General features: G+C 65.2%; 20 protein-coding genes and 1 pseudogene. 5 read left to right on the forward strand and 16 right to left on the reverse strand.

The genetic code is table 11. The features are described 5' to 3' along the window. Nucleotides 1-39: 39 nt before the first annotated feature. Nucleotides 40-810 carry a GntR family transcriptional regulator gene (locus NMQ03_RS11150; protein ID WP_159631961.1) on the reverse strand — a complete coding sequence of 257 codons (771 nt, stop codon included), beginning with the start codon at nt 808-810 and terminating at the stop codon, nt 40-42. Nucleotides 811-966: 156 nt separating this feature from the next. Between NMQ03_RS11150 and NMQ03_RS11155 the strand changes: the two genes are divergently transcribed. Then, nucleotides 967-1260 (forward strand): HPr family phosphocarrier protein, encoded by a 294-nt coding sequence (locus NMQ03_RS11155; RefSeq protein WP_255172268.1) that lies wholly within the window; start codon nt 967-969, stop codon nt 1258-1260. Nucleotides 1261-1336: 76 nt separating this feature from the next. Here the strand turns inward: NMQ03_RS11155 and NMQ03_RS11160 are convergent, their stop codons facing one another. From NMQ03_RS11160 to NMQ03_RS11180, 5 genes and pseudogenes are all read right to left on the reverse strand, one after another. Continuing rightward, a complete protein-coding gene (locus NMQ03_RS11160; RefSeq protein ID WP_255172269.1) occupies nt 1337-1738 on the reverse strand; it encodes a cytochrome c oxidase subunit 4 in 402 nt (133 codons plus the stop codon). Further along, the gene (ctaD, locus tag NMQ03_RS11165; protein ID WP_255172270.1) at nt 1735-3462 is read right to left on the reverse strand and encodes a cytochrome c oxidase subunit I; all 1728 of its coding nucleotides are present in this window, start codon (nt 3460-3462) and stop codon (nt 1735-1737) included. The genes NMQ03_RS11160 and ctaD overlap by 4 nt, the downstream gene beginning before the upstream one ends. Nucleotides 3463-3472: 10 nt before the next feature. Then, nucleotides 3473-4345, reverse strand: a complete 873-nt coding sequence (gene coxB / locus NMQ03_RS11170) for a cytochrome c oxidase subunit II (RefSeq protein ID WP_255172271.1) — start codon at nt 4343-4345, stop codon at nt 3473-3475. Nucleotides 4346-4529: 184 nt separating this feature from the next. Continuing rightward, nucleotides 4530-4915, reverse strand: a pseudogene (locus NMQ03_RS11175) (HesB/IscA family protein). Between the two features lie 183 nt (nt 4916-5098). Further along, on the reverse strand, nt 5099-6553 hold the full coding sequence (locus NMQ03_RS11180) for a dipeptidase (RefSeq protein WP_255172272.1): 1455 nt from the start codon (nt 6551-6553) through the stop codon (nt 5099-5101). A gap of 92 nt (nt 6554-6645) precedes the next feature. Here NMQ03_RS11180 and NMQ03_RS11185 point away from each other — a divergent pair, with 92 nt between their 5' ends. After that, nucleotides 6646-7248, forward strand: a complete 603-nt coding sequence (locus NMQ03_RS11185; protein ID WP_255172273.1) for a DUF3043 domain-containing protein — start codon at nt 6646-6648, stop codon at nt 7246-7248. A 99-nt stretch (nt 7249-7347) separates the two neighbouring features. Here NMQ03_RS11185 and NMQ03_RS11190 read toward each other — a convergent pair whose 3' ends face one another. Continuing rightward, nucleotides 7348-8418 carry a quinone-dependent dihydroorotate dehydrogenase gene (locus NMQ03_RS11190; protein WP_255172274.1) on the reverse strand — a complete coding sequence of 357 codons (1071 nt, stop codon included), beginning with the start codon at nt 8416-8418 and terminating at the stop codon, nt 7348-7350. Between the two features lie 94 nt (nt 8419-8512). Between NMQ03_RS11190 and NMQ03_RS11195 the strand changes: the two genes are divergently transcribed. Continuing rightward, nucleotides 8513-9478 carry an alpha/beta hydrolase gene (locus tag NMQ03_RS11195; RefSeq protein ID WP_255172275.1) on the forward strand — a complete coding sequence of 322 codons (966 nt, stop codon included), beginning with the start codon at nt 8513-8515 and terminating at the stop codon, nt 9476-9478. On the opposite strand, the gene NMQ03_RS11200 is transcribed toward NMQ03_RS11195, so the two are convergent. From NMQ03_RS11200 to leuA, 3 genes are all read right to left on the reverse strand, one after another. Beyond that, the gene (locus NMQ03_RS11200; RefSeq protein WP_255172276.1) at nt 9475-10314 is read right to left on the reverse strand and encodes an isoprenyl transferase; all 840 of its coding nucleotides are present in this window, start codon (nt 10312-10314) and stop codon (nt 9475-9477) included. The two genes, NMQ03_RS11195 and NMQ03_RS11200, sit on opposite strands and share 4 nt — an antisense overlap. 2 nt (nt 10315-10316) lie before the next feature. Then, nucleotides 10317-11069, reverse strand: coding sequence for a DNA repair protein RecO (gene recO, locus NMQ03_RS11205; RefSeq protein WP_255172277.1), 753 nt, complete (start codon nt 11067-11069; stop codon nt 10317-10319). Nucleotides 11070-11154: 85 nt separating this feature from the next. Then, the gene (gene leuA / locus NMQ03_RS11210) at nt 11155-12894 is read right to left on the reverse strand and encodes a 2-isopropylmalate synthase (protein ID WP_255172278.1); all 1740 of its coding nucleotides are present in this window, start codon (nt 12892-12894) and stop codon (nt 11155-11157) included. A gap of 253 nt (nt 12895-13147) precedes the next feature. On the opposite strand from leuA, the gene NMQ03_RS11215 reads away from it, so the two are divergent. Continuing rightward, nucleotides 13148-15100 (forward strand): M13 family metallopeptidase, encoded by a 1953-nt coding sequence (locus NMQ03_RS11215; RefSeq protein WP_255172279.1) that lies wholly within the window; start codon nt 13148-13150, stop codon nt 15098-15100. Between the two features lie 82 nt (nt 15101-15182). Here NMQ03_RS11215 and NMQ03_RS11220 read toward each other — a convergent pair whose 3' ends face one another. The 5 genes from NMQ03_RS11220 to NMQ03_RS11240 all read right to left on the reverse strand — a co-directional run bounded on the left by NMQ03_RS11220 (nt 15183) and on the right by NMQ03_RS11240 (nt 20696). Further along, nucleotides 15183-16646 (reverse strand): LCP family protein, encoded by a 1464-nt coding sequence (locus NMQ03_RS11220; RefSeq protein WP_255172280.1) that lies wholly within the window; start codon nt 16644-16646, stop codon nt 15183-15185. Between the two features lie 220 nt (nt 16647-16866). Then, nucleotides 16867-17826, reverse strand: coding sequence for a GTPase Era (gene era / locus NMQ03_RS11225; RefSeq protein WP_159631946.1), 960 nt, complete (start codon nt 17824-17826; stop codon nt 16867-16869). Further along, entirely contained in the window at nt 17810-19141 is a 1332-nt protein-coding gene (locus NMQ03_RS11230) for a hemolysin family protein (RefSeq protein WP_255172281.1), read from the reverse strand. Before NMQ03_RS11230 ends, era begins: the two co-directional genes overlap by 17 nt. Next, nucleotides 19138-19611 (reverse strand): rRNA maturation RNase YbeY, encoded by a 474-nt coding sequence (ybeY, locus tag NMQ03_RS11235; RefSeq protein WP_159631944.1) that lies wholly within the window; start codon nt 19609-19611, stop codon nt 19138-19140. The genes NMQ03_RS11230 and ybeY overlap by 4 nt, the downstream gene beginning before the upstream one ends. Further along, nucleotides 19608-20696 carry a PhoH family protein gene (locus tag NMQ03_RS11240; protein ID WP_255172282.1) on the reverse strand — a complete coding sequence of 363 codons (1089 nt, stop codon included), beginning with the start codon at nt 20694-20696 and terminating at the stop codon, nt 19608-19610. The genes ybeY and NMQ03_RS11240 overlap by 4 nt, the downstream gene beginning before the upstream one ends. 454 nt (nt 20697-21150) lie before the next feature. Between NMQ03_RS11240 and NMQ03_RS11245 the strand changes: the two genes are divergently transcribed. Further along, complete coding sequence (locus NMQ03_RS11245; protein WP_255175590.1) at nt 21151-22068, forward strand: GerMN domain-containing protein; 918 nt, start codon at nt 21151-21153, stop codon at nt 22066-22068. Here the strand turns inward: NMQ03_RS11245 and NMQ03_RS11250 are convergent. Continuing rightward, on the reverse strand, nt 22061-22834 hold the full coding sequence (locus NMQ03_RS11250) for a 16S rRNA (uracil(1498)-N(3))-methyltransferase (RefSeq protein WP_255172283.1): 774 nt from the start codon (nt 22832-22834) through the stop codon (nt 22061-22063). The two genes, NMQ03_RS11245 and NMQ03_RS11250, sit on opposite strands and share 8 nt — an antisense overlap. Between the last annotated feature and the right edge of the window lie 2 nt (nt 22835-22836).

A 22836-nucleotide genomic window follows, 5' to 3' on the forward strand; every position in this document is an offset into this window, starting at 1 on the left:
CGCCGCCGACAACCCACAGCTGTGACGGCCGGGGTGCTGTCAGTGGTTGCGGGCGCGCCGGGCTCCCGGTCGCTGCAGTGGTACCCACAGCTTGTACCGGTCGGCCCTGTAGTAGGACACGGAATAGTCAACCATCGCCCTTGCCACAAACGCGTGCCGCTGGATCTTCAGCAAGGGCGCACCCACCTCCACGTTGAGCAGGCGTGCCGTTGACGGGGAGGCGGCGGTCGCCTCGATCATGTCCTCGCCCCACTCCATCACCAGGCCAAACTGTTCGCTCAGGACGTTATAGAGCGACGTGGGCGGCTCGCCGTCGAGCAGGCCCGGGACGCGGTGGGCCGGGATGAAGTTCTCGTCCACGCTCATCGGTTCCCCGTCAGCCAGCAGGAGCCTGCGGAACCGGACCAGGGGTGTGCCCTCGTCCAGCTGGAGTTCGCGGGCCAGGAAGGCGCTGGCGCCGATTTGCTCAAAGCTCAGCACCTTGGCAGCAGGCACCATGCCGCGCCTTTGCATCTCTTCACTGTAGGACGTGAGCTTCACCTGAAGGTCGAGTTTCGGGCGCCGGACAAAGGTTCCCAGGCCCACTACGCGCTCGATGACCTCCTCCCCCACCAAGGCGTCGATGGCCTGCCGGACCGTCATCCTTGCCAGTCCGAACCGTTCGGCAAGGTCGCGTTCTGATGGCAGCGCCGACCCGGGCGGGCATGACTGTGCGATGTAACTGCGCAGGATCTCCCGAAGTTGGACGTAGATGGCTGTTCCGCTGGTGCGGTCTATTTCACCCGTGATTGCCGTGGCGCCAGCTGCCATGATTTTCTCCTGCCGTTGGTTTCCCTCAATTTTAGGACGGTCTAGACCAGTCCCGGGACGCCGGCGCTCTTTCGCCCGGCAGGCATGGCAACCGCTATATTGGGTCTGGAAATTTTGCCAGCAGACGGAGGGGCCGTCTTCCGAAAAGGAGTCCCTTTGCCAACACAGAAGGCCGTGGTGGCAGCGCCGGTAGGCCTGCATGCACGTTCCGCCGCGGTATTTGTCCGGGCTGTCACCGATACGGGGCTTCCCGTCACCATCAGCAAGGCGGGTGCGGCGAAGGTGGACGCCCGGTCCCTGCTCCAGGTGATGGCCGCCGACTTCGCGCAGGGGTGTGAGGTGGAGCTGTCGGTCAATGAAGCCGCTCTGGAGGACGTCCTGGGGCTTGAAACGGTTGAGGCGGCCCTCCGGGACCTTCGCGTACTCCTCGAGTCGCAGGGGGCTGGCTGAAGGCCGTAAATACACAATAACGACGTCGGGCCCCACCAATCTGGTGGGGCCCGACGTCGTTATTCTCTTGGCTTGCTTAGTGTGCGTGGTCTCCCCGGCTGTACTCGTACACCCAGCCCACGAGGGCTACGATGGCGAGGCCGCCGGCGATGAAGATGATCCAGGCACCAACTGCCAGGCCCAGGAAGCCAGTGGCGCAGGCGATGCCCAGAACCAGGGGCCACCAGCTCCAGGGGCTGAAGTGCCCCTGTTCACCGGCGCCCTCGTGGATTTCCGCATCGCTGCGGTCCTCGGGACGGAGGCCTACGCGCTTACCGGTGAAGCCCAGGTAGGCACCGATCATGCTTACCAGGCTTACCACGAGCAGGATGCCCAGGATGCCCACCCATTCGCTCCAGTTGGTCAGGAATCCGTAGACCAGCGAGACGGGAACGAAGAAGAAGACTCCGGAGCCAAAGATCCAGGATTCGATTTTCACTGTGCGGTGTCCTTCTGGTCGGCGTTGCCGAGTACTGCCGCTGCGGGAGCCGGCGAATCAGCGGTGTGGACTTGGCGGAGTTCCGGGTGGTGCAGGTCCAGGGCGGGACGCTCGGAACGGATCCGGGGAAGGGACGTGAAGTTGTGGCGCGGCGGCGGGCAGGACGTGGCCCACTCAAGCGAAGCACCAAAGCCCCACGGATCATCAACCTGGACCTTTTCGGCCTTGCGCCAGGTGATGTAGACATTCCAGAAGAACGGGATGAGGGACGCGCCCAGCACGAAGGATGCCACGGTGGAGAACTGGTTCATCCAGGTGAAGTTGTCCTCCACGAGGTAGTCCGCGTACCGGCGCGGCATGCCTTCGACGCCCAGCCAGTGCTGGATCAGGAAGGTGCCGTGGAAGCCCAGGAACAGGAGCCAGAAGTGGATCTTGCCCAGGCGCTCGTTGAGCATCTTGCCGGTCCACTTGGGCCACCAGAAGTAGAAGCCTGCGAACATGGCGAACACCACGGTACCGAACACCACGTAGTGGAAGTGTGCCACCACGAAGTAGGAGTCCGAAACGTGGAAGTCAAGCGGCGGTGAGGCCAGGATGATGCCGGTAAGGCCACCGAAGAGGAAGGTGATCATGAAGCCGAGGCTCCACAGCATCGGTGTCTCGAAGGTCAGCGACCCGCGCCACATGGTGCCGATCCAGTTGAAGAACTTCACGCCGGTGGGCACTGCAATAAGCATGGTCATGAACGAGAAGAACGGCAGCAGGACAGCGCCGGTGACGTACATGTGGTGGGCCCACACCGTTACCGAGAGGGCTGCAATGGCGATGGTGGCGTAGACCAGGCCCTTGTAGCCGAAGATCGGCTTGCGGCTGAACACCGGGAAGATCTCCGAGACGATGCCGAAGAACGGCAGCGCGATGATGTACACCTCGGGGTGTCCGAAGAACCAGAAGAGGTGCTGCCAGAGGACGGCACCGCCATTCTCGGGATCGAAGATGTGTGCACCGAACTTGCGGTCCGCGCCGAGTGCGAACAGGGCGGCGGCCAGCGGCGGGAACGCCATCAGGACCAGGATCGCGGTGATCAGGGTGTTCCAGGTGAAGATGGGCATACGCCACATGGTCATGCCCGGGGCGCGCATGCAGATGATGGTGGTGATGAAGTTGACCGCACCGAGGATGGTGCCGAAGCCGGACAAGGCCAGGCCGAAGACCCACAGATCGCCACCGATGCCCGGGGTGAACGTGGTGTTGGACAGCGGCGCGTAGGCGAACCAGCCGAAGGATGCAGCACCCTGCGGGGTGATGAAGCCGGACACTGCGATGGTGGAGCCGAACAGGAAGAACCAGAACGCCAGCGCGTTCAAACGCGGGAACGCCACGTCGGGCGCGCCGATCTGCAGCGGCATGATCACGTTGGCGAAGCCGGCGAACAGCGGGGTGGCGAACATCAGCAGCATGACGGTGCCGTGCATGGTGAACAGCTGGTTGTACTGCTCCTTGGTCTGCAGGATCTGCATGCCGGGCTCGAAGAGCTCCGCACGGATCAGCAGGGCCATAACGCCGCCGAGGCAGAAGAACACGAAGGAGGCGATCAGGTACATGTACCCGATGGTCTTGTGGTCAGTGGAGGTGATCCAGTTGACGACGATGCGCCCCTTGGATTTGGGTACCACGGGAGCCGACAGGACCCCCGTGGGTGCGGATTGGGTGTACGTAGCCACGTCGCTCCCCTTACTTGGTTTCGTTCAGGTTCGGGTTGCGGTCGTACTCCACGCCGAGCAGGCCGGTGTTGCCTTCAGCCTTGAGCTGGTCCATGTGGGCCTGGAATTCGGATTCCGACACCACCTTGACGCGGAACAGCATTTCGGAGTGGTACTCGCCGCAGAGTTCGGCACACTTACCGTCGTAGGTGCCCTCTTTAGTGGGGGTGAACCGGATGTAGTTGGTCTTGCCGGGAATCATGTCACGCTTCTGCAGGAAGGCGGGAACCCAGAAGGAGTGGATGACATCGCGGGCGTTGAGCTCAAGGTCAACGGACTTGTTCACCGGCAGGTACAGCGTGGGGAGCTGTTCCTTGTCGATGGTGTTGCCGGTGAGGTGCGCCTGGACGCCGGCCTCGTGGAGGTCTTCCTGGATGACATCGCCGGACTTGTAGTTGAAGTCCCAGGCCCACTGCTTGCCGCGGACGTCCACGACGACGTCGGCCGTCTGTGAGCGGTCATCGATGGCCTGCTGGTCACGGTCGGTGAAGTAGAAGAACACCAGGACCATGAAGATCGGGATGGTGAGGTAGAAGACTTCCAGTGGAAGGTTGAAGCTGGTCTGCCGCGGGAAGCCCACGGTTCCCTTGCGACGCCGGTAAGCGACCACGCACCAGATGATCAGGCCCCACGTAATGGCGCCGACCACGAGCGCAGCAATCCATGAGTTGACCCAGAGGTCCATGATGCGGTCGGTGTTGCTGGTGGTGCCACGTTCAGTGGGCATCCACCCTTTCTCTACCTCTGGCGAACATCCGGTCAAAACCAACGCGCCGGCTATAGCCAAGCTTGAGATCGTGGTGATCGTTTTGCGTCGGCTGCCGGTTCGGTTCTGCGAACTCACAGACGGCCCTTCCTACTTGTTGCTGTTGTCCGGGCAGCCATCGGCGCTCCGGGCACAAAAAAGTTTTACTACTCGGTGTAGAGCTTACCGCTCCCCGGGCGTTTCGCCCACATGTCGGCGCCGAGCCCCCGTGCCGTTTTATGCGGCAGGAAGCCCGGCGCCGACATCAGGCGAAATAACCGGCCTAGTGGAATGAATCGCCGCAGGCGCACGAGCCGCGGCGTTGGGATTGTCGATGGTGAAGCCCTGCTTCGAGATGGTGTCCTCGAAGTCGATGCTTGCGCCGCTCAGGTACGGCACGCTCATTTTGTCGACGACGACCTCGACTCCGTCAAAGTCGCGGACGGCGTCTCCGTCAAGGAGCCGCTCGTCGAAGTAGAGCTGGTAGATCAACCCTGAGCATCCACCGGGCTGCACGGCCACGCGCAGGCGAAGGTCCGTGCGGCCTTCCTGCTCGAGGAGGCTGCGGACCTTGCCGGCGGCGACGTCGGTCAGGTTGACCTCGTGAACGGGCAGTTCGTCGCTGGCCACGGTGGTGGCGGTGCTGTTTTCGTTGGTTGAGGTGCTCATTGGCCTACCTTCTTAGGACGGTCTGGCGGCGTCGCCGTAACGGCGCCTGCCCCTACAAATACGGTATGGGCTATAGCTACATGCTACGCGCGGCAGTCCTGTAGCTCTAACTCCTGGCGTAACCGTCAAAGCACGCCGGTTGTTCCCTGGAAGCAGGGCGTCCGCCCGCACGCCAAAAGCTGCTCACTCCCCGGCGTTGAGGCCCCCGCTGTTCAGCCGGGCAAGCATGAGCGCCTCCGCCAGAATGGCATTGCGGAAGTCACCGATGTGCAGGGACTCATTGGCACTGTGGGCCCGCGAGTCCGGGTCCTCCACGCCTGTTACCAGGATCTGCGCGTCGGGATACAGGTCAGTGAGGTCGGCAATGAAGGGGATGGACCCGCCAATGCCGGTTTCCACGGCTGGAACCCCCCAGGCCTCGCCCAGTGCCCACATGGCCAGCGTTGCTGCGGCGGACGACGTATCGGTCTGGAAGGGGTTGCCCGCCTCCCCCGGTGTGAAAACCACCTTTGCACCGAAGGGCGCGTTGGCCTCGACGTGCCTGCGCACCGCGTCCATGGCCTCCGCCGGAACCTGGCCCGGTGCCAGCCGCAGGCTGAACTTTGCCCGCGCTCGTGGAAGCAGTGTGTTGGAGGCGACGTCCACGGCGGGGGCATCGAAGCCGATGATTGACAGCGCCGGCTTGGTCCACAGCCGCGAGGCGATGCTTCCGGTCCCGGCAAGGCGGACGCCGTCGAGTACGGACGCGTCGGCCCGGTAGTCCGCCTCCGGCATTTCGACTGCAGCCGTGTCGGTGGCCACCAGCCCTTCGATGGCGACGTTTCCGTCGGCGTCGTGAAGTGTGGCAATCAGGCGGGACAGCAGGGTGGGCGCATCCAGGACCGGCCCGCCGTACATGCCGGAGTGCACCGCATGGTCAAGCACCTGCACCTCGATGGTGCCGTCCACCAGGCCGCGAAGGCTGGTGGTCAGGGCCGGTATCCCGACTTTCCAGTTGCTGGAGTCGGCCACCACAATGACGTCGGCCCGCAGCAGTTCCCGGTTCGCCTCCAGGAACGTCCGGAATGTGGGCGACCCCGCTTCTTCCTCGCCTTCGATGAAGAACGTCACGCCCAGCCCCAGCGAGCCGGCCAGGACCTCCGCAACGGCGGCGTAGGCGGCGACGTGGGTCATGATCCCGGCCTTGTCGTCCGCGGCCCCCCGGCCGTAAAGGCGTCCGTTCTTTTCGACGGCGGTGAACGGCTCCGTTTCCCACAGGGACTCGTCGCCCACCGGCTGGACGTCATGGTGGGCGTACAGCAGGACAGTGGGTTTACCTTCGGCGGCAGGACGGCGGGCGACGACGGCCGGGCCGCCGGGCGTACCGTCGGCTTTGTCCACGGTCAGCACCTGGACTTCACCGATCCCGGCACCCCGGAGGAGTTCCGCGACGGCCTCGGCGCTTCGCTCCAGGGGGGTGCGCTCAAAGCTGGGCCACGCAATCCCGGGGATGGCAACGAGCTCCTTGAGCCGTGCCAGCGTCTGGTCGAAGGAACGGTCTACCGCTGAACGAAGATCTTCCGTCCTGCCGGTAGCCTCAGGGCCCGGTCCTGCCGTGGTGGTGGTGCTGTGCGGGGTGGCCGCGGGTGATGGAGTCATGGCCAAAACATTACCCCCGTCACATTCGGCTGCTTACCAGGGCAGGCGCGGAAGCAAGCGGCGGGCACGCTCCTGCAAGGTATTCTGGTCAGGTGTTCGGACGTAGAAAAGAAGCGCCCTCGGCGCAGGAAACCATAGACCAGCAGGCAGCGGAGGCAGCGGCGCGGCAAAACAGTGTGGCGGGCAAGGGCGCCCCTACCCCCACCCGGAAGGCCCAGGAGGCCGCACGCAGGCGCCCGCTGGTGCCCGAGGACCGCAAGGCCTCCAAGGCCGCCGAACGCCAGGCCGTGCAGGACCAGCGCCTCAAGATGCGCCGGGCCCTGGACACCGGTGACGAGAAGTTCCTGCCCCTGCGTGACAAGGGGCCCCAGAAACGGTTCGCCCGCGACTTCGTGGACGCGCGTTTCAATCTCGGGGAGTACCTGATGTTCGGTGCGCTGGTGTTCGTGCTGGTGTCCCTGGTGGTCCCGGCCTCCAGCGACATGATGATCTACGTCCTTGGCGCTTTCTGGGTCATGTTCCTGGCGGTCTTCGTGGACGTCTTCATTCTGTCCCGCAAGCTCCGCAAGCGCCTGGCGGAAAAGTTCGGCCAGGTGGAGGGCGGCACGGTCTGGTACGGCTCCATGCGGTCCCTGCAGTTCCGGAAGCTGCGGCTGCCCAAGCCCCAGGTCCAGCGCGGACAGTACCCGGCCTGACCCACCCATCAACTTAAACCACGGACACCCCGGCGGAATCCCGCCGGGGTGTCCGTGGTTTAAGCTCCTCGCCCGTCACAGGCGCCTGTGGACGACGTGTCAGGAGCGGCGCTTTTGTGCCAGCCCTTTGTTGATCCGTGCCGCCCAGAACGGGCCCTCGTAGAGGAAAGCCGTGTAGCCCTGCACCAGGGTCGCGCCGGCGTCGAGCCTTTCCTGGACATCCCGTGCGGACTCCACGCCGCCCACCGACACCAGGGCCAGGGCGTCGCCGGTTGCGTGCTTGAGCCGCTTCAGCACTTCAAGGGAACGCTCCTTCAGGGGAGCGCCGGACAATCCGCCGGCACCGCATTTCTCCACGTCTCCGGCCGGCGAGGACAGCCCCGCGCGGGCGATCGTGGTGTTGGTGGCAATGATGCCGTCCAGTTTCAGGTCCAGGGCAAGGCGCGCCACGTCGTCGATGTCCTCATCGCTGAGGTCCGGTGCGATCTTTACCAGCAGCGGCACGTGCCGCCCGGCGGCTCGGTCAGCTTCCTGCCCTACGGCGGTCAGCAGCGGACGGAGAGTTTCCACGTCCTGGAGCAGCCGCAGTCCCGGGGTGTTGGGTGAACTGACGTTGACCACCAGGTAGTCAGCGGCAGGCGCCAGGCTGCGGGCGCTCACCAGGTAGTCATCCACGGCGTCGGCAAGTTCCACCACTTTGGTTTTGCCGATGTTGACGCCGATGACCGGACGCACCGCCGGGTAGCGGCGCTGAAGCGCGGCCCGCGCGGCTTTAAGCCTGGGCGCAACGGCCGAGGCGCCGTCGTTATTGAATCCCATCCGGTTGATGACGGCCCGGTCCTGGACAAGGCGGAACAGCCGCGGCTTTTCATTGCCCGGCTGTGCCTGCCCGGTGATGGTACCCACTTCAATGTGCCCGAATCCAAGATCCGTGAGCGCCTCGATGCCGTGCCCTTCCTTGTCAAAGCCGGCAGCAAGACCGAACGGCGACGGAAAAGTGACACCAAAGGCGGTGGTCTGCAGGGACGGATCAGGGGCGGTCAGCTTCTGCAGGACCCGTCCGGCGCCCGACGCATGCGCGAGCCGGATGCCCTTGAATCCGATCTTGTGGGCGCGCTCGGCGTCCATCCATGAAAAGGCCAGCCTGAAGAAAGTGGGATAAACGCGCATGCCTCCAGTTTCCCGTCTCCGGTGCCGCCACACCAAAACGGAGAAGCTGCCCAACGGGCGGCGTGCCCCTGGCGCGCCGGTCTAGCATGAGGTCATGCAGTGGCAGCAGGACATCCTGGGCGGGGATTTCGAGTCCCACACCTTCGCGGCCGCCGGCCCCGACGGGGTGGCACGGACGGCAACCCTGGTCCGGCTCCGGCCAGATCCGGACAGCCGCGTCGCCGGCGGCCGCCGCCGTGCCGTGCTTTTCCTGCACGGCTGGAGCGATTATTTCTTCAATGTGGACCTGGCGCGGTTCTGGGCGTCGGCCGGTTACGACTTCTACGCACTGGACATGCACAACCACGGACGCAGCCTGCGCCCGGAAGCACCGGGCGGTTATGTGGCGGACCTCGCCGCCTACGACGCCGAAATTGAAGAAGCAGCCCGCATCATCCGCCAGGAGGGCGCGCCTGGACCTTTGGCTCTAATGGGCCATTCCACCGGCGGCCTGGTGGCAGCCCTGTGGAGCAGCGGGCATCCGGAAGCAGTTTCACTGCTGATCCTGAACAGCCCCTGGCTGGAGATGCACGGGAGTTCGCTGGTGCGGCGCGCGGCGTCCAGCATGGTGCGTCCCGTCGCCCGGTTCCGCCCGCAGGCGGTTCTCCGCCTCCCGGAGCGGGGCCACTACTGGCGCACCATCAGCAGCGCGGCCGACGGCGAGTGGCCGGTTGATGAGCGGTACCGGCCCCGCATGGCTTTCCCTGTGCGCGCAGGCTGGCTGCGGGCGGTACTCGCCGGGCATGCCCGCGTGGCCCGCGGCCTGGAAATCGAGGCGCCGATTCTGGTCCTGCTCTCCAAGGGAAGCGCAAACGGCCTGCTCTGGTCCGAGGAAATGCGCCGCACCGATGCCGTCCTGGATGTGAATATCATCGGTACCCGGGCACTCACGCTCGGCCGTACGGTGACCATCGAGCGGATTGACGGTGCCCTGCACGACGTCTTCCTCTCGCCGGAACCGATCCGCACCGATGCCTACTCGCGGCTGGCCCGGTGGCTGCGGGCGTACGGGCAGGGCTAACCCGCCTGGGGATCCGCCGGGGCAGCGGTTGCATCAACGGCACCGCCGTACCGGCGGTCCCGCCTGGCATATTCTTCGACGGCGGCCCAGAGGGTCCGCCTGTCAACATCCGGCCACAGCGTGTCCATGAAGACGAACTCCGCATACGCGGACTGCCAGAGCAGGAAGTTGGACAGCCTCTGCTCCCCCGAACTGCGCAGGAAGAGGTCCACGTCGGGAAGGTCGGGTTCATCCAGGTACTTCTGGATGGTCCGCTCGGTGATGGCGCCGGGCTTCAGCCTGCTTACCGCGACGTCTTCAGCAATTGCGGACACGGCGTCGGTGATCTCGGCCCGGCCGCCGTAATTAACACACATGGTCAAATTACAGGTGGTATTTGCCGCAGTGAACTGCTCGGCATCCTCCAGCTCCCGGATGACTGAACCCCAGAGGCGCGGCCTGCGTCCCGCCCAGCGCACCCGGACACCCCAGTCGTCCAGCTGGTTCCGCTGCCTTCGAAGCACGTCCTTGTTAAATCCCATCAGGAAGCGCACCTCCTCCGGTGAGCGCCGCCAGTTTTCGGTGGAGAAGGCGTAGACGCTGACATACTCGATGCCCAGTTCGATGGCTCCTGCCATGACGTCGAGCAGCGCGGGCTCCCCCGCCTTGTGTCCCTCGATCCGCGGCAGCCCCCGCTGATTGGCCCAGCGGCCGTTGCCGTCCATGACGATTGCCACATGCCGGGGAATGAACTCAGCCGGGATGGACGGCGCCACCGCACCGGAAGGATGCGGGTAAGGGGCCACCACGGGGTGGGTACGCTTCCGGGGGGCGTTGTTCTTTTTTCCCAGGGCCACTGTCAGCTACGCTCCACATGTTTGAGGGACTTCAATACTCTTTCCAAATGCCACTGCAGGTAAGCGGCCACCAGGCCGGCGGCCTCCTTGCGATGCTGCGGCAAGGACGCGTCCGCAGTGGTCCAGTCCCCGGTCAGAAGGGCCGCCAGCAGGACCACGGTTTCGGATGCGGGGGCAGGCGACCCGGGCGGCCTGCACTGTGCACAGACCATACCGCCAAGGGGAGCGGAGAACGCCGTGTGCGGGCCCGGCCTGCCGCAGCGGGAGCAGTCGGTGAAGCTGGGGGCCCAGCCGCCGGTGGCCAGGGCGCGCAGCAGGTAGGAGTCCAGGATGAGGCCCGCAGCATGCTCGTCACGGCTCAGCGCAGCGAGGGCTCCCACCAGCAGGTTGTACTGCGCGGTGCCGGCCTCACCGTCCACGTCCGTCAGTTTCTCGGCGGTCTCCGTCATGGCGGCGGCAACCGTGTACCTGCCGTAATCCGCGGCGATGCTTCCGCCGTAGGCACCTTTGGCGACGGCCTGCGTGACGATGTCCAGCGTGCGGCCGGATACCAGTTGCAGGTCCGCCACCATGAAAGGTTCAAGCCGGGCACCGAAGCGGCTGCTGGTGCGGCGCACACCTTTGGCGACGGCGCGGACCTGCCCATGGTGCTTCGTCAGGAGGGTGATGATCCTGTCCGCCTCGCCCAGCTTGTGGGTACGGAGCACCACGGCGTCGTCCCGGTAGGCCCGGGAGGCAAAAGACTGTTGGACCACGCTCTATCTTCCCATCCTGCCCGGCGGCGCGCTGCCAGGCTACGGTGGTGCCGCCGGTTTGTCCCGGCGGCACCACCTGCAGGTATCAGGCCCGAGCATCCCGGATGGCGCGGTTGACCGCCGAGATGACGGCCTTTAGGGACGACATGCTGGTGTTCGCGTCGATGCCGACACCCCACAGGACCCGCTCCCCCACGGCGCATTCGACATAAGCAGCCGCCGCGGCGTTGCCGCCTTCGGACAGTGCGTGCTCGCTGTAGTCCAGCACCCGGACGTCCACGCCGTCCTCATGGAGGATGTTCAGCAGTGCGGCAATGGGACCGTTGCCCGTGCCGGTACGGCTGACCTGGGCACCATCGATGGTGAGCGCGGCGTGAAGCGTCATGCCGCCGTCGGCATCCGTTTCCGTCTTGACCCCGCCCAGGGAGTAGCGTCCCCACTGCCCTTCGGCCTGGCCGGACGGCAGGTACTCGTCCTGGAAGATCTGCCACAGCTGTGCTCCGCTGACCTCGCCGCCCACGGTGTCGGTGCGGCGCTGGATAACGCCGGAGAACTCGATTTGTGCGCGGCGCGGCAGGTCCAGGCTGTGCTCGTTCTTGAGCAGGTAGGCCACACCGCCCTTGCCGGACTGGGAGTTCACGCGGATGACGGCCTCGTAGCTGCGGCCCAGGTCCTTGGGATCAACCGGCAGGTACGGAACCTGCCAGGTGAAGTCGTCCACGGCCTTGCCTGCGGCGGCGGCGTCGCGCTCCAGGGCTTCGAAGCCCTTCTTGATCGCATCCTGGTGGGAACCCGAGAAAGCCGTGAATACCAGGTCGCCACCGTACGGCGAACGTTCCGGTACCGGCAGCTGGTTGCAGTACTCAACGGTCCGGCGGACGTCGTCGATGTTGGAGAAGTCGATCATGGGGTCGATGCCCTGGACGAACATGTTCAGGCCCAGGGTGACCAGGTCCACGTTTCCGGTCCGTTCGCCGTTTCCGAACAGGCAGCCTTCAATGCGGTCGGCGCCGGCCATGTAGCCCAGCTCGGCGGCAGCCACCCCGGTTCCACGGTCATTGTGCGGGTGCAGCGAGAGGATGATGCCTTCGCGCGGGTGCAGGTGCCTGCTCATCCACTCGATTGAATCGGCGTAGACGTTGGGGGTGGCCATTTCCACCGTGGTAAGCAGGTTGATGATCACCTGGCGGTCGGCGGAGGCTTCGAACACATCGGCCACCGCGTTGCATACCCGGACGGCATACTCGAGTTCGGTACCGGTAAAGGACTCCGGCGAGTACTCGTAGGTCACGTGCGTGTCCGCGAGCGTTTCCTCGTACTTTTTGCACAGGCGGGCACCCTGCAGGGCGATGTCCAGGATGCCGTCTTCGTCCTGGTTGAATACGACGCGCCGCTGCAGGACGGACGTGGAGTTGTAGAGGTGGACAATGGCCTGCTTGGCGCCGACCAGGGACTCGTAGGTCCGCTCAATCAGGTGTTCCCGGGCCTGGGTCAGGACCTGGATGGTGACGTCATCCGGGATGTGGTTGCCCTCGATGAGCTGGCGGACAAAGTCGAAGTCCGTCTGCGATGCGGACGGGAATCCGACCTCGATCTCCTTGTAGCCCATGCGGACCAGCAGGTCGAACATCTTCATCTTGCGGGCGGGGCTCATGGGGTCGATCAGCGCCTGGTTGCCGTCACGCAGGTCAACGGCACACCAGCGCGGGGCCTTGGTGATCACCTTGTCCGGCCAGGTGCGGTCCGGCAGCTCAACCTTGATCTGGTCCTGGAACGGCGTGTACCGGTGGGCGGGCATTCCTGAGGGCTTCTGTGCGTTTCGCATGATGTTCGTGGCCTTTTCTATCGATCTTCAGTGAAAGGGTGGCCGGGCAACACAAACTCCGCAGCGAGGGTGGGCCGTGCGCTAGATAGCGTCTGTGGCCTCGCCGCGGCAGCTAAGGAGAAGGAGCTCTGCACGCACACTTTGAGGGTAACACGGGTGCGTAAGATGAAAGGGCACTACCGTCCGTAAAGTCCAGCATGCAGACGCATTCCGGTGTACCGCCCGGCAGTGGCGTCCCAGCAAAGGAGTTGCAGTGCCCATTTCGGGGATCGATCTTTCCACTATTGATCACACAGTCCGGCCGCAGGATGACCTCTACCAGCACGTCAACGGCGCGTGGCTGAAGGCCACCGAGATCCCGGACGACCGGCCGCTGGAAGGCACTTTCACCGCCCTGCGGGACGGCTCCGAGATCGCCGTCCGGGACATCATCGAGGAAGCGGCGGCCAAGGGCGACGACGCCACCGGGATCGAGCGGAAGATCGGCGGGCTGTACAACAGCTTCATGGACGAAGCCACCGTCGAGGGCAAAGGCATGGAGCCCATCCGCGGGCGGCTCGCGGAGGTTTTCGCCACGGCCTCGGTCCCGGAGCTCATTGCCCTAGCAGGCCGGTTGTTCCGAGCCGACGTGGGTGGGTTGTTCTACATCTACCCCGCCCCTGATGCGGGCAACCCCGACCGGGTCCTGCTGTACACCGGGCAGGGCGGCCTGGGCCTGCCCGACGAGTCCTACTACCGGGAAGAGAAGTTTGCCCCGATCGTTGCCGCCTATACGGCGCACGTGGAGAAGATGTTTGAACTGGCTGGACTGCCGGATCCGAAGGGTGCCGCGGAGCGCGTGGTCGGGCTGGAGACAAGGCTCGCATCCCACCACTGGGACAACGTCACCCTCCGGGATCCGCAGAAGACCTACAACCTGAAGACGGCGGACGAAGCCACCGCACTCTTCCCCCTCTTCGCCACCTGGTTCGAGGCTGCGGGAATCGACGCTGACAAGCGCACGGAAATCGTCGTCAGCACCCCTGACTTCTTTGCCGGCGCCGCCGGGCTCCTTGACGAAGTCCCGGTGGCCACCTGGCAGGAGTGGCTGGCCATGCGCGTCCTCAGCGCTGCGGCGCCGTACCTGTCCTCCGGGTTCGTGGATGCCAACTTCGCGTTCTACGGCACCACCATCAGCGGCACGCCCCGCAACAAGGACCGGTGGAAGCGTGGAGTTGCCGTCGTCGAGGCCGGCCTCGGGGAGGCCGTCGGCCAGATCTACGTGGCCCGGCACTTTCCCGAATCCCACAAGGCACGGATGCAGACCCTGGTGGCGAACCTCATCGAGGCATACCGCCGCAGCATCAATGACGTCAGCTGGATGGGCCAGGACACCAAAGCCGAGGCCCTGCGCAAGCTGGAGGCGTTCCGCGCGAAGATCGGCTACCCGGACGAGTGGATCGATTACTCGGCCGTGGAGATCGACCCCGACGACCTGCTGGGCAATGTGGAGCGCGCTCACAATGCCGACGTCGACCGTCATCTGGATGAGGTGGGCAAGCCGGTGGACCGGAATAAGTGGCTGATGACGCCGCAGACGGTCAACGCCTACTACCACCCCATGATGAATGAAATTGTGTTCCCGGCGGCCATCCTGCAGCCGCCGTTCTTCACCGCCGACGCCGACGACGCCGTGAACTATGGCGGGATCGGGGCCGTCATCGGCCACGAGATCGGGCACGGCTTTGATGACCAGGGTTCACAGTTCGACGGCGGCGGGGCCCTTCGCAACTGGTGGACGGAGCAGGACCGCCAGGCCTTCGAGGCGCTGACGGCCCGCCTGGTGGCACAGTTCGATGCGCTCTCCCCCACGGCCGCGCCCGGGCACCACGTCAACGGCCGGCTCACGCTCGGCGAGAACATCGGCGACCTGGCCGGGCTGACCATCGCCTACAAGGCATACCGGATCAGCCTGGACGGCAAGGAGCCGGAGGTTCTTGACGGCCTGACCGGGGATCAGCGCTTTTTCGCGTCCTGGGCAGCAGGGTGGCGCCAGGTCATCCGGCAGGAGGAGGCCATCCGGCGGCTTGCCACCGATCCCCACTCCCCCAACGAATTCCGGACCAACGCCATCGCGAAAAACCTCGACCCGTTCCACGAGGCATTCGATGTCACCGAGGACGACGGAATGTGGATGCCTGCCGCTGAGCGCGTCAGCATCTGGTAGCTGAACAGCAAAAATGGGCCCCGCCATTGGCGGGGCCCATTTTGTTGCGGCACGGGTTCGTCAGTGCGGGGAAGACCGGTTGTTACTGCCGCACGATCAGCTCAGGATTTGCCTGCTGGCACACCTTGTCCCCTGCCGTCTGGTTCACAATGTCCTGGGGCAAAGCCGCGGCGGCTCCGCCTCCTGCCCCAAAGGCGGTGCCGGTGGTGAAGTCGCTGCCGACATACACCTGCACGCCTGCCACGCCCGGAGCAGGGATCATGAGGGTGGCAGGAATTCCCAGCAGCGCCGCCACATCGGCAGCAACGTCGGCAAAGCCATTGCCGTAATACACCGCGGTCTTGGCCACCGGCTGCGCGAGGAACTGGCCGGTCTGGGCGAAGCCGCCTGCAACCAGCGCCTGGACAAGCTCCTGGGCACGGCCGTTGATGCCGCTTCCGTTGGCGACGGTCACGGGCTGGATCGCTTTGTTGTAGGGCGGCACGGGCGTCGCCGTCTCAGTGGGGGCAGGAGGTGCTGCCGTTTCGCTGGGCGACGGCGTGGTGGGTGCAGTGGGATCCGTCAGGTCCACATTCTTGCGCATAGCCGAAAAGAGCTGCGCACCCGCGGGTTCTGCGATGACCAGCCTGTTGGGGTCCACGGGCGCCGGCGTCGTGGGCACCGCGACAAACGCCACCTTGCTGATGTCGATGTCCTTGAGCCGGTTGCCGATGGTCAGCAGCGTGGGAACAGACGCCAGCCCGTTGTCCACTGTCAGGTTCTGGGTCACGACGTCGGCGATCTTCAGCATTTTCGCGGGGTCGGACAGCGTCCCGTCGTCCTTGATCTTGCGGGTCAACGAAGAGAGGAAGCCCTGCTGCGCCTTGATGCGGCCCAGGTCGCCGCCGTCGGCAAAGGCATGACGGGTGCGCAGGTAGGCAAGTGCCATTTCGCCCTGCACGGACGACGTTCCGGCGGGCAGCCGCAGCCGGGAGTCGGGATCGTACACCGCGTCGCTGATGCACACATCCACCCCGCCCACGGCGTTGGACAGTTCCTTCACGGCGTTGAAGTCGGCCATCATGAAGTGGTCGACCTGCATGCCGGTGAGCTTGTTGACCGTGTCCACGGCGCAGCCGATGCCGGCCTCGCTCATGGCCTCATTGATCATCACGCCGGTGCGGGCAGGGTAGTCCTTGTTGGTCTTCCGGTCCTTGCAGTCCGGAATGTCCACCAGCAGGTCCCGGGGAAAGCTGATGACGTTGACCCGCTTGTTGTCCTCGGAGATGTCCATCAGCATCATGACGTCCGACTTGCCGTAGCCGGTGGAATCGTCCGCGGTTCCGTACTCTGAGTTCTTCCCGTCGCGGGTGTCCGAGCCGAGAATCAGGATCTGCAGGCGTCCGGTGGCATCGTTTCCCGGGGACTCCGTGCTTTCCCCACCGGCGTTCAGCGGGGCCTTGGAGATGTTGTTCTGGAGCCGGAAGAACCAGAACCCGGCGAACGCGGCAGCCGCCACGAGGACCAGTGCCACCACGCCAGTGACGGCCTTCAGCCACAGGGGCATGCTGCGCAGGGGGCCAAGGTGACGTGCGGCACCCACATCATGGCTGTCCGCATGACGGGACGCCGGTCCCGGTCCGGATGACAAGTCAGCCTCGTTGTCGCGGTTATCGCGGCCTCGACCCACGTGGTGAACCTTCCTCTAAAAACGAAATCCGGTCCATTTTAGTGGTCCAGGCTGGAGAACATGACGGGAACGCCCGCGCGGAGGGCGCTTATGCGGGTCAGAAACCCAGTTTGACCAGCTGTTTCGGGTCGCGCTGCCAGTCTTTTGCCACCTTGACGTGGAGGTCCAGGTAGATGCGCGTGCCCAGGAGAGCCTCGATGCCTTTGCGGGCGTTGGTGCCGACTTCCCGCAGCCGGGCCCCGCCCTTGCCAATGATGATGGCCTTCTGGGAGGGACGCTCGACGTAGAGGTTGACGCGCACGTCCAGGAGGGGGTTGTCGTCCGGCCGGTCCTCCCGGGGGACAATCTCTTCCACCACGACGGCGAGGGAGTGCGGGAGCTCGTCCCGGACCCCTTCCAGGGCTGCTTCGCGGATCAGTTCAGCCACCATCACGGCTTCGGGTTCATCGGTCAGTTCCCCGTCCGGATACAGGGGAGGCGACGGCGGCATGTGGCTGATCAGCACGTCGGCGACCGTTTCCACCTGGAAACCGTCGGCAGCGGAAACGGGAACGATGTCTTTCCAGCCGTCCTCGCCCATCACCTCGCGGCCGAGCGCCGCCACGGCAAGGAGCTGTTCGGTGAGCGCCTGCTTGTCCACCAGGTCAGCCTTGGTGACGATGGCGATCACGGGTTTGCGGCCGACGGCGGCAAGCTGGGCGGCGATGAACTTGTCGCCGGGTCCGATCTTCTCGTTGGCAGGCAGGCAGAACCCGATGGCGTCCACCTCGGCGAGGGTGTCTGCCACGAGGTCATTCAGGCGCTTGCCGAGCAGGGTACGGGGACGGTGCAGGCCCGGTGTGTCCACCAGGATCAGCTGGGCGTCGTCGCGGTGGACGATGCCGCGGATGGTGTGCCGCGTGGTCTGCGGCTTGGCGGAGGTGATGGCCACCTTCTTGCCCACCAGCGCGTTGGTCAGGGTGGACTTGCCCGCGTTGGGCCTGCCGACCAGGACCGAAAAACCGGCGCGGAAACCGCCAAAGTCGTCCGGTTCGGCAGCCTTATTTTTCTTGCTCACGTGGAACTCCCTGCTGGGTTGCTTCGGCCTCTTCCAGGAGGCCTTCAAGGTCAGTCTCTACTCTTGGTACGGGTGCCGCAATGATGTGGCTGACCCGGTTCCGCCGGCCTTCCAGCCGGTCCGCCCGCAGCGATACGCCCTGCACATCCACGCTGCTGCCCACGATGGGAACGCGGCCCAGCGCCTTGGCGAGGAGGCCACCCACGGTGTCCACCTCGTCGTCGTCGATCTCCAGGTCGAACAGCTCGCCGAGGTCGTCGATGCCCATCCGGGCGCTGACCCGGTAGGAGCCGTCTCCCAGGGCCACGGCTTCGGCGCTCTCGGTATCGTATTCGTCCACGATCTCGCCCACGATCTCCTCGATCAGGTCTTCGAGGGTCACCAGCCCTGCAGTGCCGCCGTACTCATCAATCACGATGGCTACGTGCGTGGATTCCTTTTGCAGCTCGCGCAGGAGGTCGCTGACGGGTTTCGACTCCGGCACGTAGCGGACCTCGCGCGCCAGCGACTCCACCAGGGGCGGCGCCTGGTCCGCTCCCAGCTGGTGGACGACAGCTGCAACATCCTTCAGGTAGACGATGCCGAGGATGTGGTCGGTGTTCTCGTTGATGACCGGGATCCGCGAGTATCCCGAGCGCAGGAACAGGGACATGGCCTCGTGGAGGCTTGAGCCGGCGTCGATGCTGACAATGTCCGTCCTGGGAACCATGACGGCGCGGACCAGGGTGTCCCCGAAATCGAAGACCGACTGGATCATCTCGGCTTCGGTGTCCTCGATCATGTCGGACTCACTGGCCCGGTCCACAAGTTCCCGGAACTCCTGTTCGCTGAAGAACGCGTCGTCACCGCCGGGCGCACCGGGAGCCGCGGAGCTCCCGATGGCCACCAGCCACCCTGGGATGGGCCCCAGCACGCTGGTGAGGAACCGGACCATCGGCGCGGTGAAGCGGACCACCGCGGTGGAGTGCAGCCTGCCGAGCTGCCTGGGTGACACACCTACGATCACGAACCCCAGGAGGGCCATAATGCCGGTGGCCACCAGGCCGGCGAGCCAGACGTTGTCCAGCAGGCTTGCGATCAGGACGGCGACGGCAACCGCCGAGGCCATCTCAAACCAGACGCGCCAGAAGCGGAGGGCCCGGGTATGGGCAACGGGTTCCGCAAGGATGCGGCGCATGGCGGTGCCGCGGCTCCTGTGCAGTGCCTCTTCAGCGTCGTGCCGGGGAAGGAAACTGAAGGCGGCCTCGGCCGCTGTCAGCAGGGCCGCGACGGCAAGGAAGACCAGTGCCACCGCGACCAGGAGCAGTTGCGTCACTGGGTCGTCTCTGCAGGTGCTTCTTTGCCGGTAAAGCCGGACAGGAGTTCCCGCTGGAGCCCGAACATCTCCGCCTTCTCTTCTGGTTCGGCATGGTCGTAGCCCAGCAGGTGAAGGATGCCGTGCGTGGTGAGCAGCAGCATCTCGTCCTGCAGCGAGTGGCCCGCGTTCCGGGCCTGCACTGTGGCCACCTGCGGGCAGATGGCGATGTCGCCCAGCATGCCCTGGGGCGTGGGCCGGTCAGGGGTCCCTGGAGTCAACTCGTCCATGGGAACCGAGAGCACGTCCGTGGCCCCGGGTTCGTCCATCAGCTCGATGTGCAGCTTCTCCATGGCCGGTTCATCCACCAGGAGGATGGACAGTTCGGCCTGCGGATGGATGTAGAGCTGCTCAAAGATGTACCGCGACAGGGCTACGAGCCCGGACTCATCCACCTGGACGCCGGACTCGTTGTTCACCTCGATGCTCACGCGTGTTCCCCCCGTTTTTCGCGGCTTGCTGAATGTTTGACGCGGTTCCGCTGGGCTTCGTCCCAGATGCTGTAGGCGTTGACGATGTCGCCAACAAGCCTGTGCCGCACAACGTCGGCGGCATCCAGGACAGAGAAGCTGACGCCCTCGATGCCCTGCAGGATTTCTTCGACGATCCGCAGCCCCGAACGCGTTCCGAAGGGCAGGTCCACCTGGGTAACGTCTCCGGTGACCACCATCTTGGATCCGAAACCCAGCCGTGTGAGGAACATCTTCATCTGTTCCGGCGTGGTGTTCTGGGCTTCGTCAAGGATGATGAAGGCGTCGTTGAGGGTGCGGCCGCGCATGTAGGCAAGGGGCGCCACCTCGATGGTGCTTACCGCCATGAGCCGCGGGATGGATTCGGGGTCCATCATGTCGTGCAGGGCGTCGTAGAGCGGCCGCAGGTAGGGATCGATCTTGTCGCTGAGCGTGCCGGGCAGGAACCCGAGCCGCTCCCCCGCCTCCACCGCAGGGCGCGTCAGGATGATCCGGCTGACCTCTTTCTGCTGCAGGGCCTGGACAGCTTTCGCCATGGCCAGATAGGTCTTGCCGGTGCTTACCGGGCCGATGCCGAAGATGACCGTGTTGGCATCGATGGCGTCAACGTAGTTCTTTTGGTTCAGCGTCTTGGGCCGGATAGTCCTGCCGCGGCTGGAGAGGATGTCGTGGGTGAGCACATCCACGGGATTCTGGAGTGACTGGGTGCGCAGGAGGGCAACCAGCTGCTGCAGCACCGCGGGCGTGATGACTGTGCCCCGGGCCACCAGGCCCCGGACTTCCTGGAGGAGCCGCATGATGCGGGGAACGTCACTGACGGGGCCGCTGATGGACAGTTCATTGCCGCGGGCATGGAAGTTGACGTCCGGGAACTGCTCTTCGATGAACCGCAGCGCCTCGTCATGGCTGCCGAGCGACTGAACCATTTGGTCGGAGTTCTCAAAGAGGACTACTTCGGTCCGGATGCCGGGCAGGGAGTGCGGGAATTCCCCCGGACCGCCGTCGCCCGTGTTGAGCCGTCGCTTACCATTTGCTGATTCAGTCATGGTGCTGGCCCGCAGGCCCGTGGTCCCCTCGAAGATCGACATCATTTGTTTGCTTTGGCTGATGCCGGCGCCCGTTGCACGGTGCTCCTTGCCCAGCGATCCCTTTATCTTACGCCAGCACCCGCCCTGGCCGGGTACTGGACCGGATTCCAGGCCGGTCACCCGGCCGGTCACCTGGCCGGGACCGGCACCGGCCCTTCAGCCAGGGAATTGCAGCCGCAAACGGGTAAGAATGCAGCGTTAGGTATCAACTTCATATCGGCCTCATATCGTTCCCGTTGCAGTTACGGCCAGGGAGGCCAAAGAGCGGCTGGGGGAACCCTCCCCTGTGCAATGCTGGAAATCCAGCGTCTGCTGGAACGCCAGGCCGCCAGGGGGATCGGCCCGCCACGCCAGGAAAGGACTAGGCAGGACAGTGCCGGAAACCTCTGTGCCCGAACGGGCAGGACGATCGGTGGGCCGCATGCGCCCTGCCGTCCTCGCAGGAATCCTGGTGCTCGTTCCCGCCCTCGCAGCCTGCACCGCCGAGAACGGACCATCGCCCTCTCTCACCTCTGCCTCAGTCCCGGCCACCGGCGGCACCATGCCGGACGCGCCCGCCACCAGCGCCCCGCTGGAAACCACCCAGTCCTCCAACAAGGCCCCGGTGTACTGGATTGGGCGCAGCGGCGGGAACATCTTCCTCTACCGTGAGTTCCGGGACGTTCCGGAACAGGAGAACCCGGTGACGCGGGCACTGCGCGCCATGATGTCGGAGAAGCCGCTCGACCCGGACTTCTTTACGCCTTGGCAGAACCCGGACAAACTTGCCACCTCCATCTCGGGCAAGGACGTCATCACGGTCGACGTCTCGGCTGACGCCTTCAACAGCAACCTCGACGCCGACATGGCCGCCCGCGCCATCCAACAGCTGATCTACACGGCAACCGCTGCCGCCGCCAGTTCGGGCCTGATCGACACAGGGCAGCAGGTCCGGGTGCGGATCCTCGTAGACGGCCATACGGACTACGTCGCGTTCGGAAAAGTCCAGCTGGGCGCACTGATGACCCGTGCTGCCGGGCTGGTGGCGCCGGTGTGGATCATTGATCCGCAGGAAAACACGGAGGTGCCTGCCGGCAGCGTAAAGATCACCGGCCGCAGCACGTCGCCGGGAGCAAAGCTCCGCTGGCAGATCCTGCAGTCCGGGGACGGCGGAAGCAAGGCCCCGTTCCTGACCGGTGAAACCACGGCCGGCGCCGGGCAGGGGCAGGCGGGCGTCTTTACGCTGGCACTGAACTTGCCGGCGGGCGACTATGAGTTGCGGGTGGCGCAGGCAGGTTCCGGCGGGGAGCCGGACCGCAACGAGGACACCAGGTCCTTCAAGGTCAGGTAGCTGTCCACCGGCCAAGGATGTCGCTTGCAAGCACGACGGCGGCCGGCCCGGCCGTGGAGGACCGCAGGACGTGGTGCCCCAACAGGGCGGTCACAGCGCCTTTGTCGCAGAGTTTCGTTACTTCCCGCGGGCTGATTCCGCCTTCCGGGCCGACGATCAGCAGGACTTCCCGGATGCCCTCGTGCCCACCCCCCTGCCACGCTTCCAGGACGGTGCGCAGCGGACGCACGGCATCTTCGTGGAGGATGACGGCCAGGTCTGCACCCTCCACGGCGGCGGAAAGCCCGGCAGTATCGACGGCGGCCCGGACCTCGGGGATCCAGGCGCGCCGCGCCTGTTTGGCGGCGGCGGCCACAGTGGACTCCCACTTGGCATGGGCGCGGGCGGCCCTGTCACCTTTCCAGCGGACGATGGACCGTTCCGACTGCCAGGGTATGACGGCATCGATGCCCAGCTCGGTGGCGGTTTCAATGGCCAGTTCGTCGCGGTCGCCCTTGGCCAAGGCCTGAACCAGGACCAAGCGGACGTCCGGCCGGTCTTCCATTGCCAGTGCGCCGCACTCCACTCCAAGTCCCGAGGGCGCGGCGGAGACGACCTTTCCGCTCATGCGGGCGCCGGCGCCGTCGACAATGTCCACCGGCTCGCCCGGAGACAGGCGTTTGACGGTCACTGCATGCCGGGCCTCCGCCCCTTCGAGGACAAAGATCCGGCCGGGCACCATGCCCGCCAGTGAACCGGCGGAGGTGAAGAAGACGGGGTTGCTCACCG

Source organism: Arthrobacter sp. DNA4 (genome assembly GCF_024362385.1).
GTDB lineage: Bacteria > Actinomycetota > Actinomycetes > Actinomycetales > Micrococcaceae > Arthrobacter.

What these genes read in the sequence shown, in the direction of transcription:
- NMQ03_RS11150 (WP_159631961.1), bottom strand. Translation starts at nt 810, where the DNA reads ATGGCAGCTGGCGCCACGGCAATCACGGGTGAAATAGACCGCACCAGC.
- NMQ03_RS11180 (WP_255172272.1), bottom strand. Translation starts at nt 6,553, where the DNA reads ATGACTCCATCACCCGCGGCCACCCCGCACAGCACCACCACCACGGCA.
- NMQ03_RS11190 (WP_255172274.1), bottom strand. Translation starts at nt 8,418, where the DNA reads ATGCGCGTTTATCCCACTTTCTTCAGGCTGGCCTTTTCATGGATGGAC.
- NMQ03_RS11195 (WP_255172275.1), top strand. Translation starts at nt 8,513, where the DNA reads ATGCAGTGGCAGCAGGACATCCTGGGCGGGGATTTCGAGTCCCACACC.
- leuA (WP_255172278.1), bottom strand. Translation starts at nt 12,894, where the DNA reads ATGCGAAACGCACAGAAGCCCTCAGGAATGCCCGCCCACCGGTACACG.
- NMQ03_RS11220 (WP_255172280.1), bottom strand. Translation starts at nt 16,646, where the DNA reads ATGCCCCTGTGGCTGAAGGCCGTCACTGGCGTGGTGGCACTGGTCCTC.
- NMQ03_RS11240 (WP_255172282.1), bottom strand. Translation starts at nt 20,696, where the DNA reads ATGACTGAATCAGCAAATGGTAAGCGACGGCTCAACACGGGCGACGGC.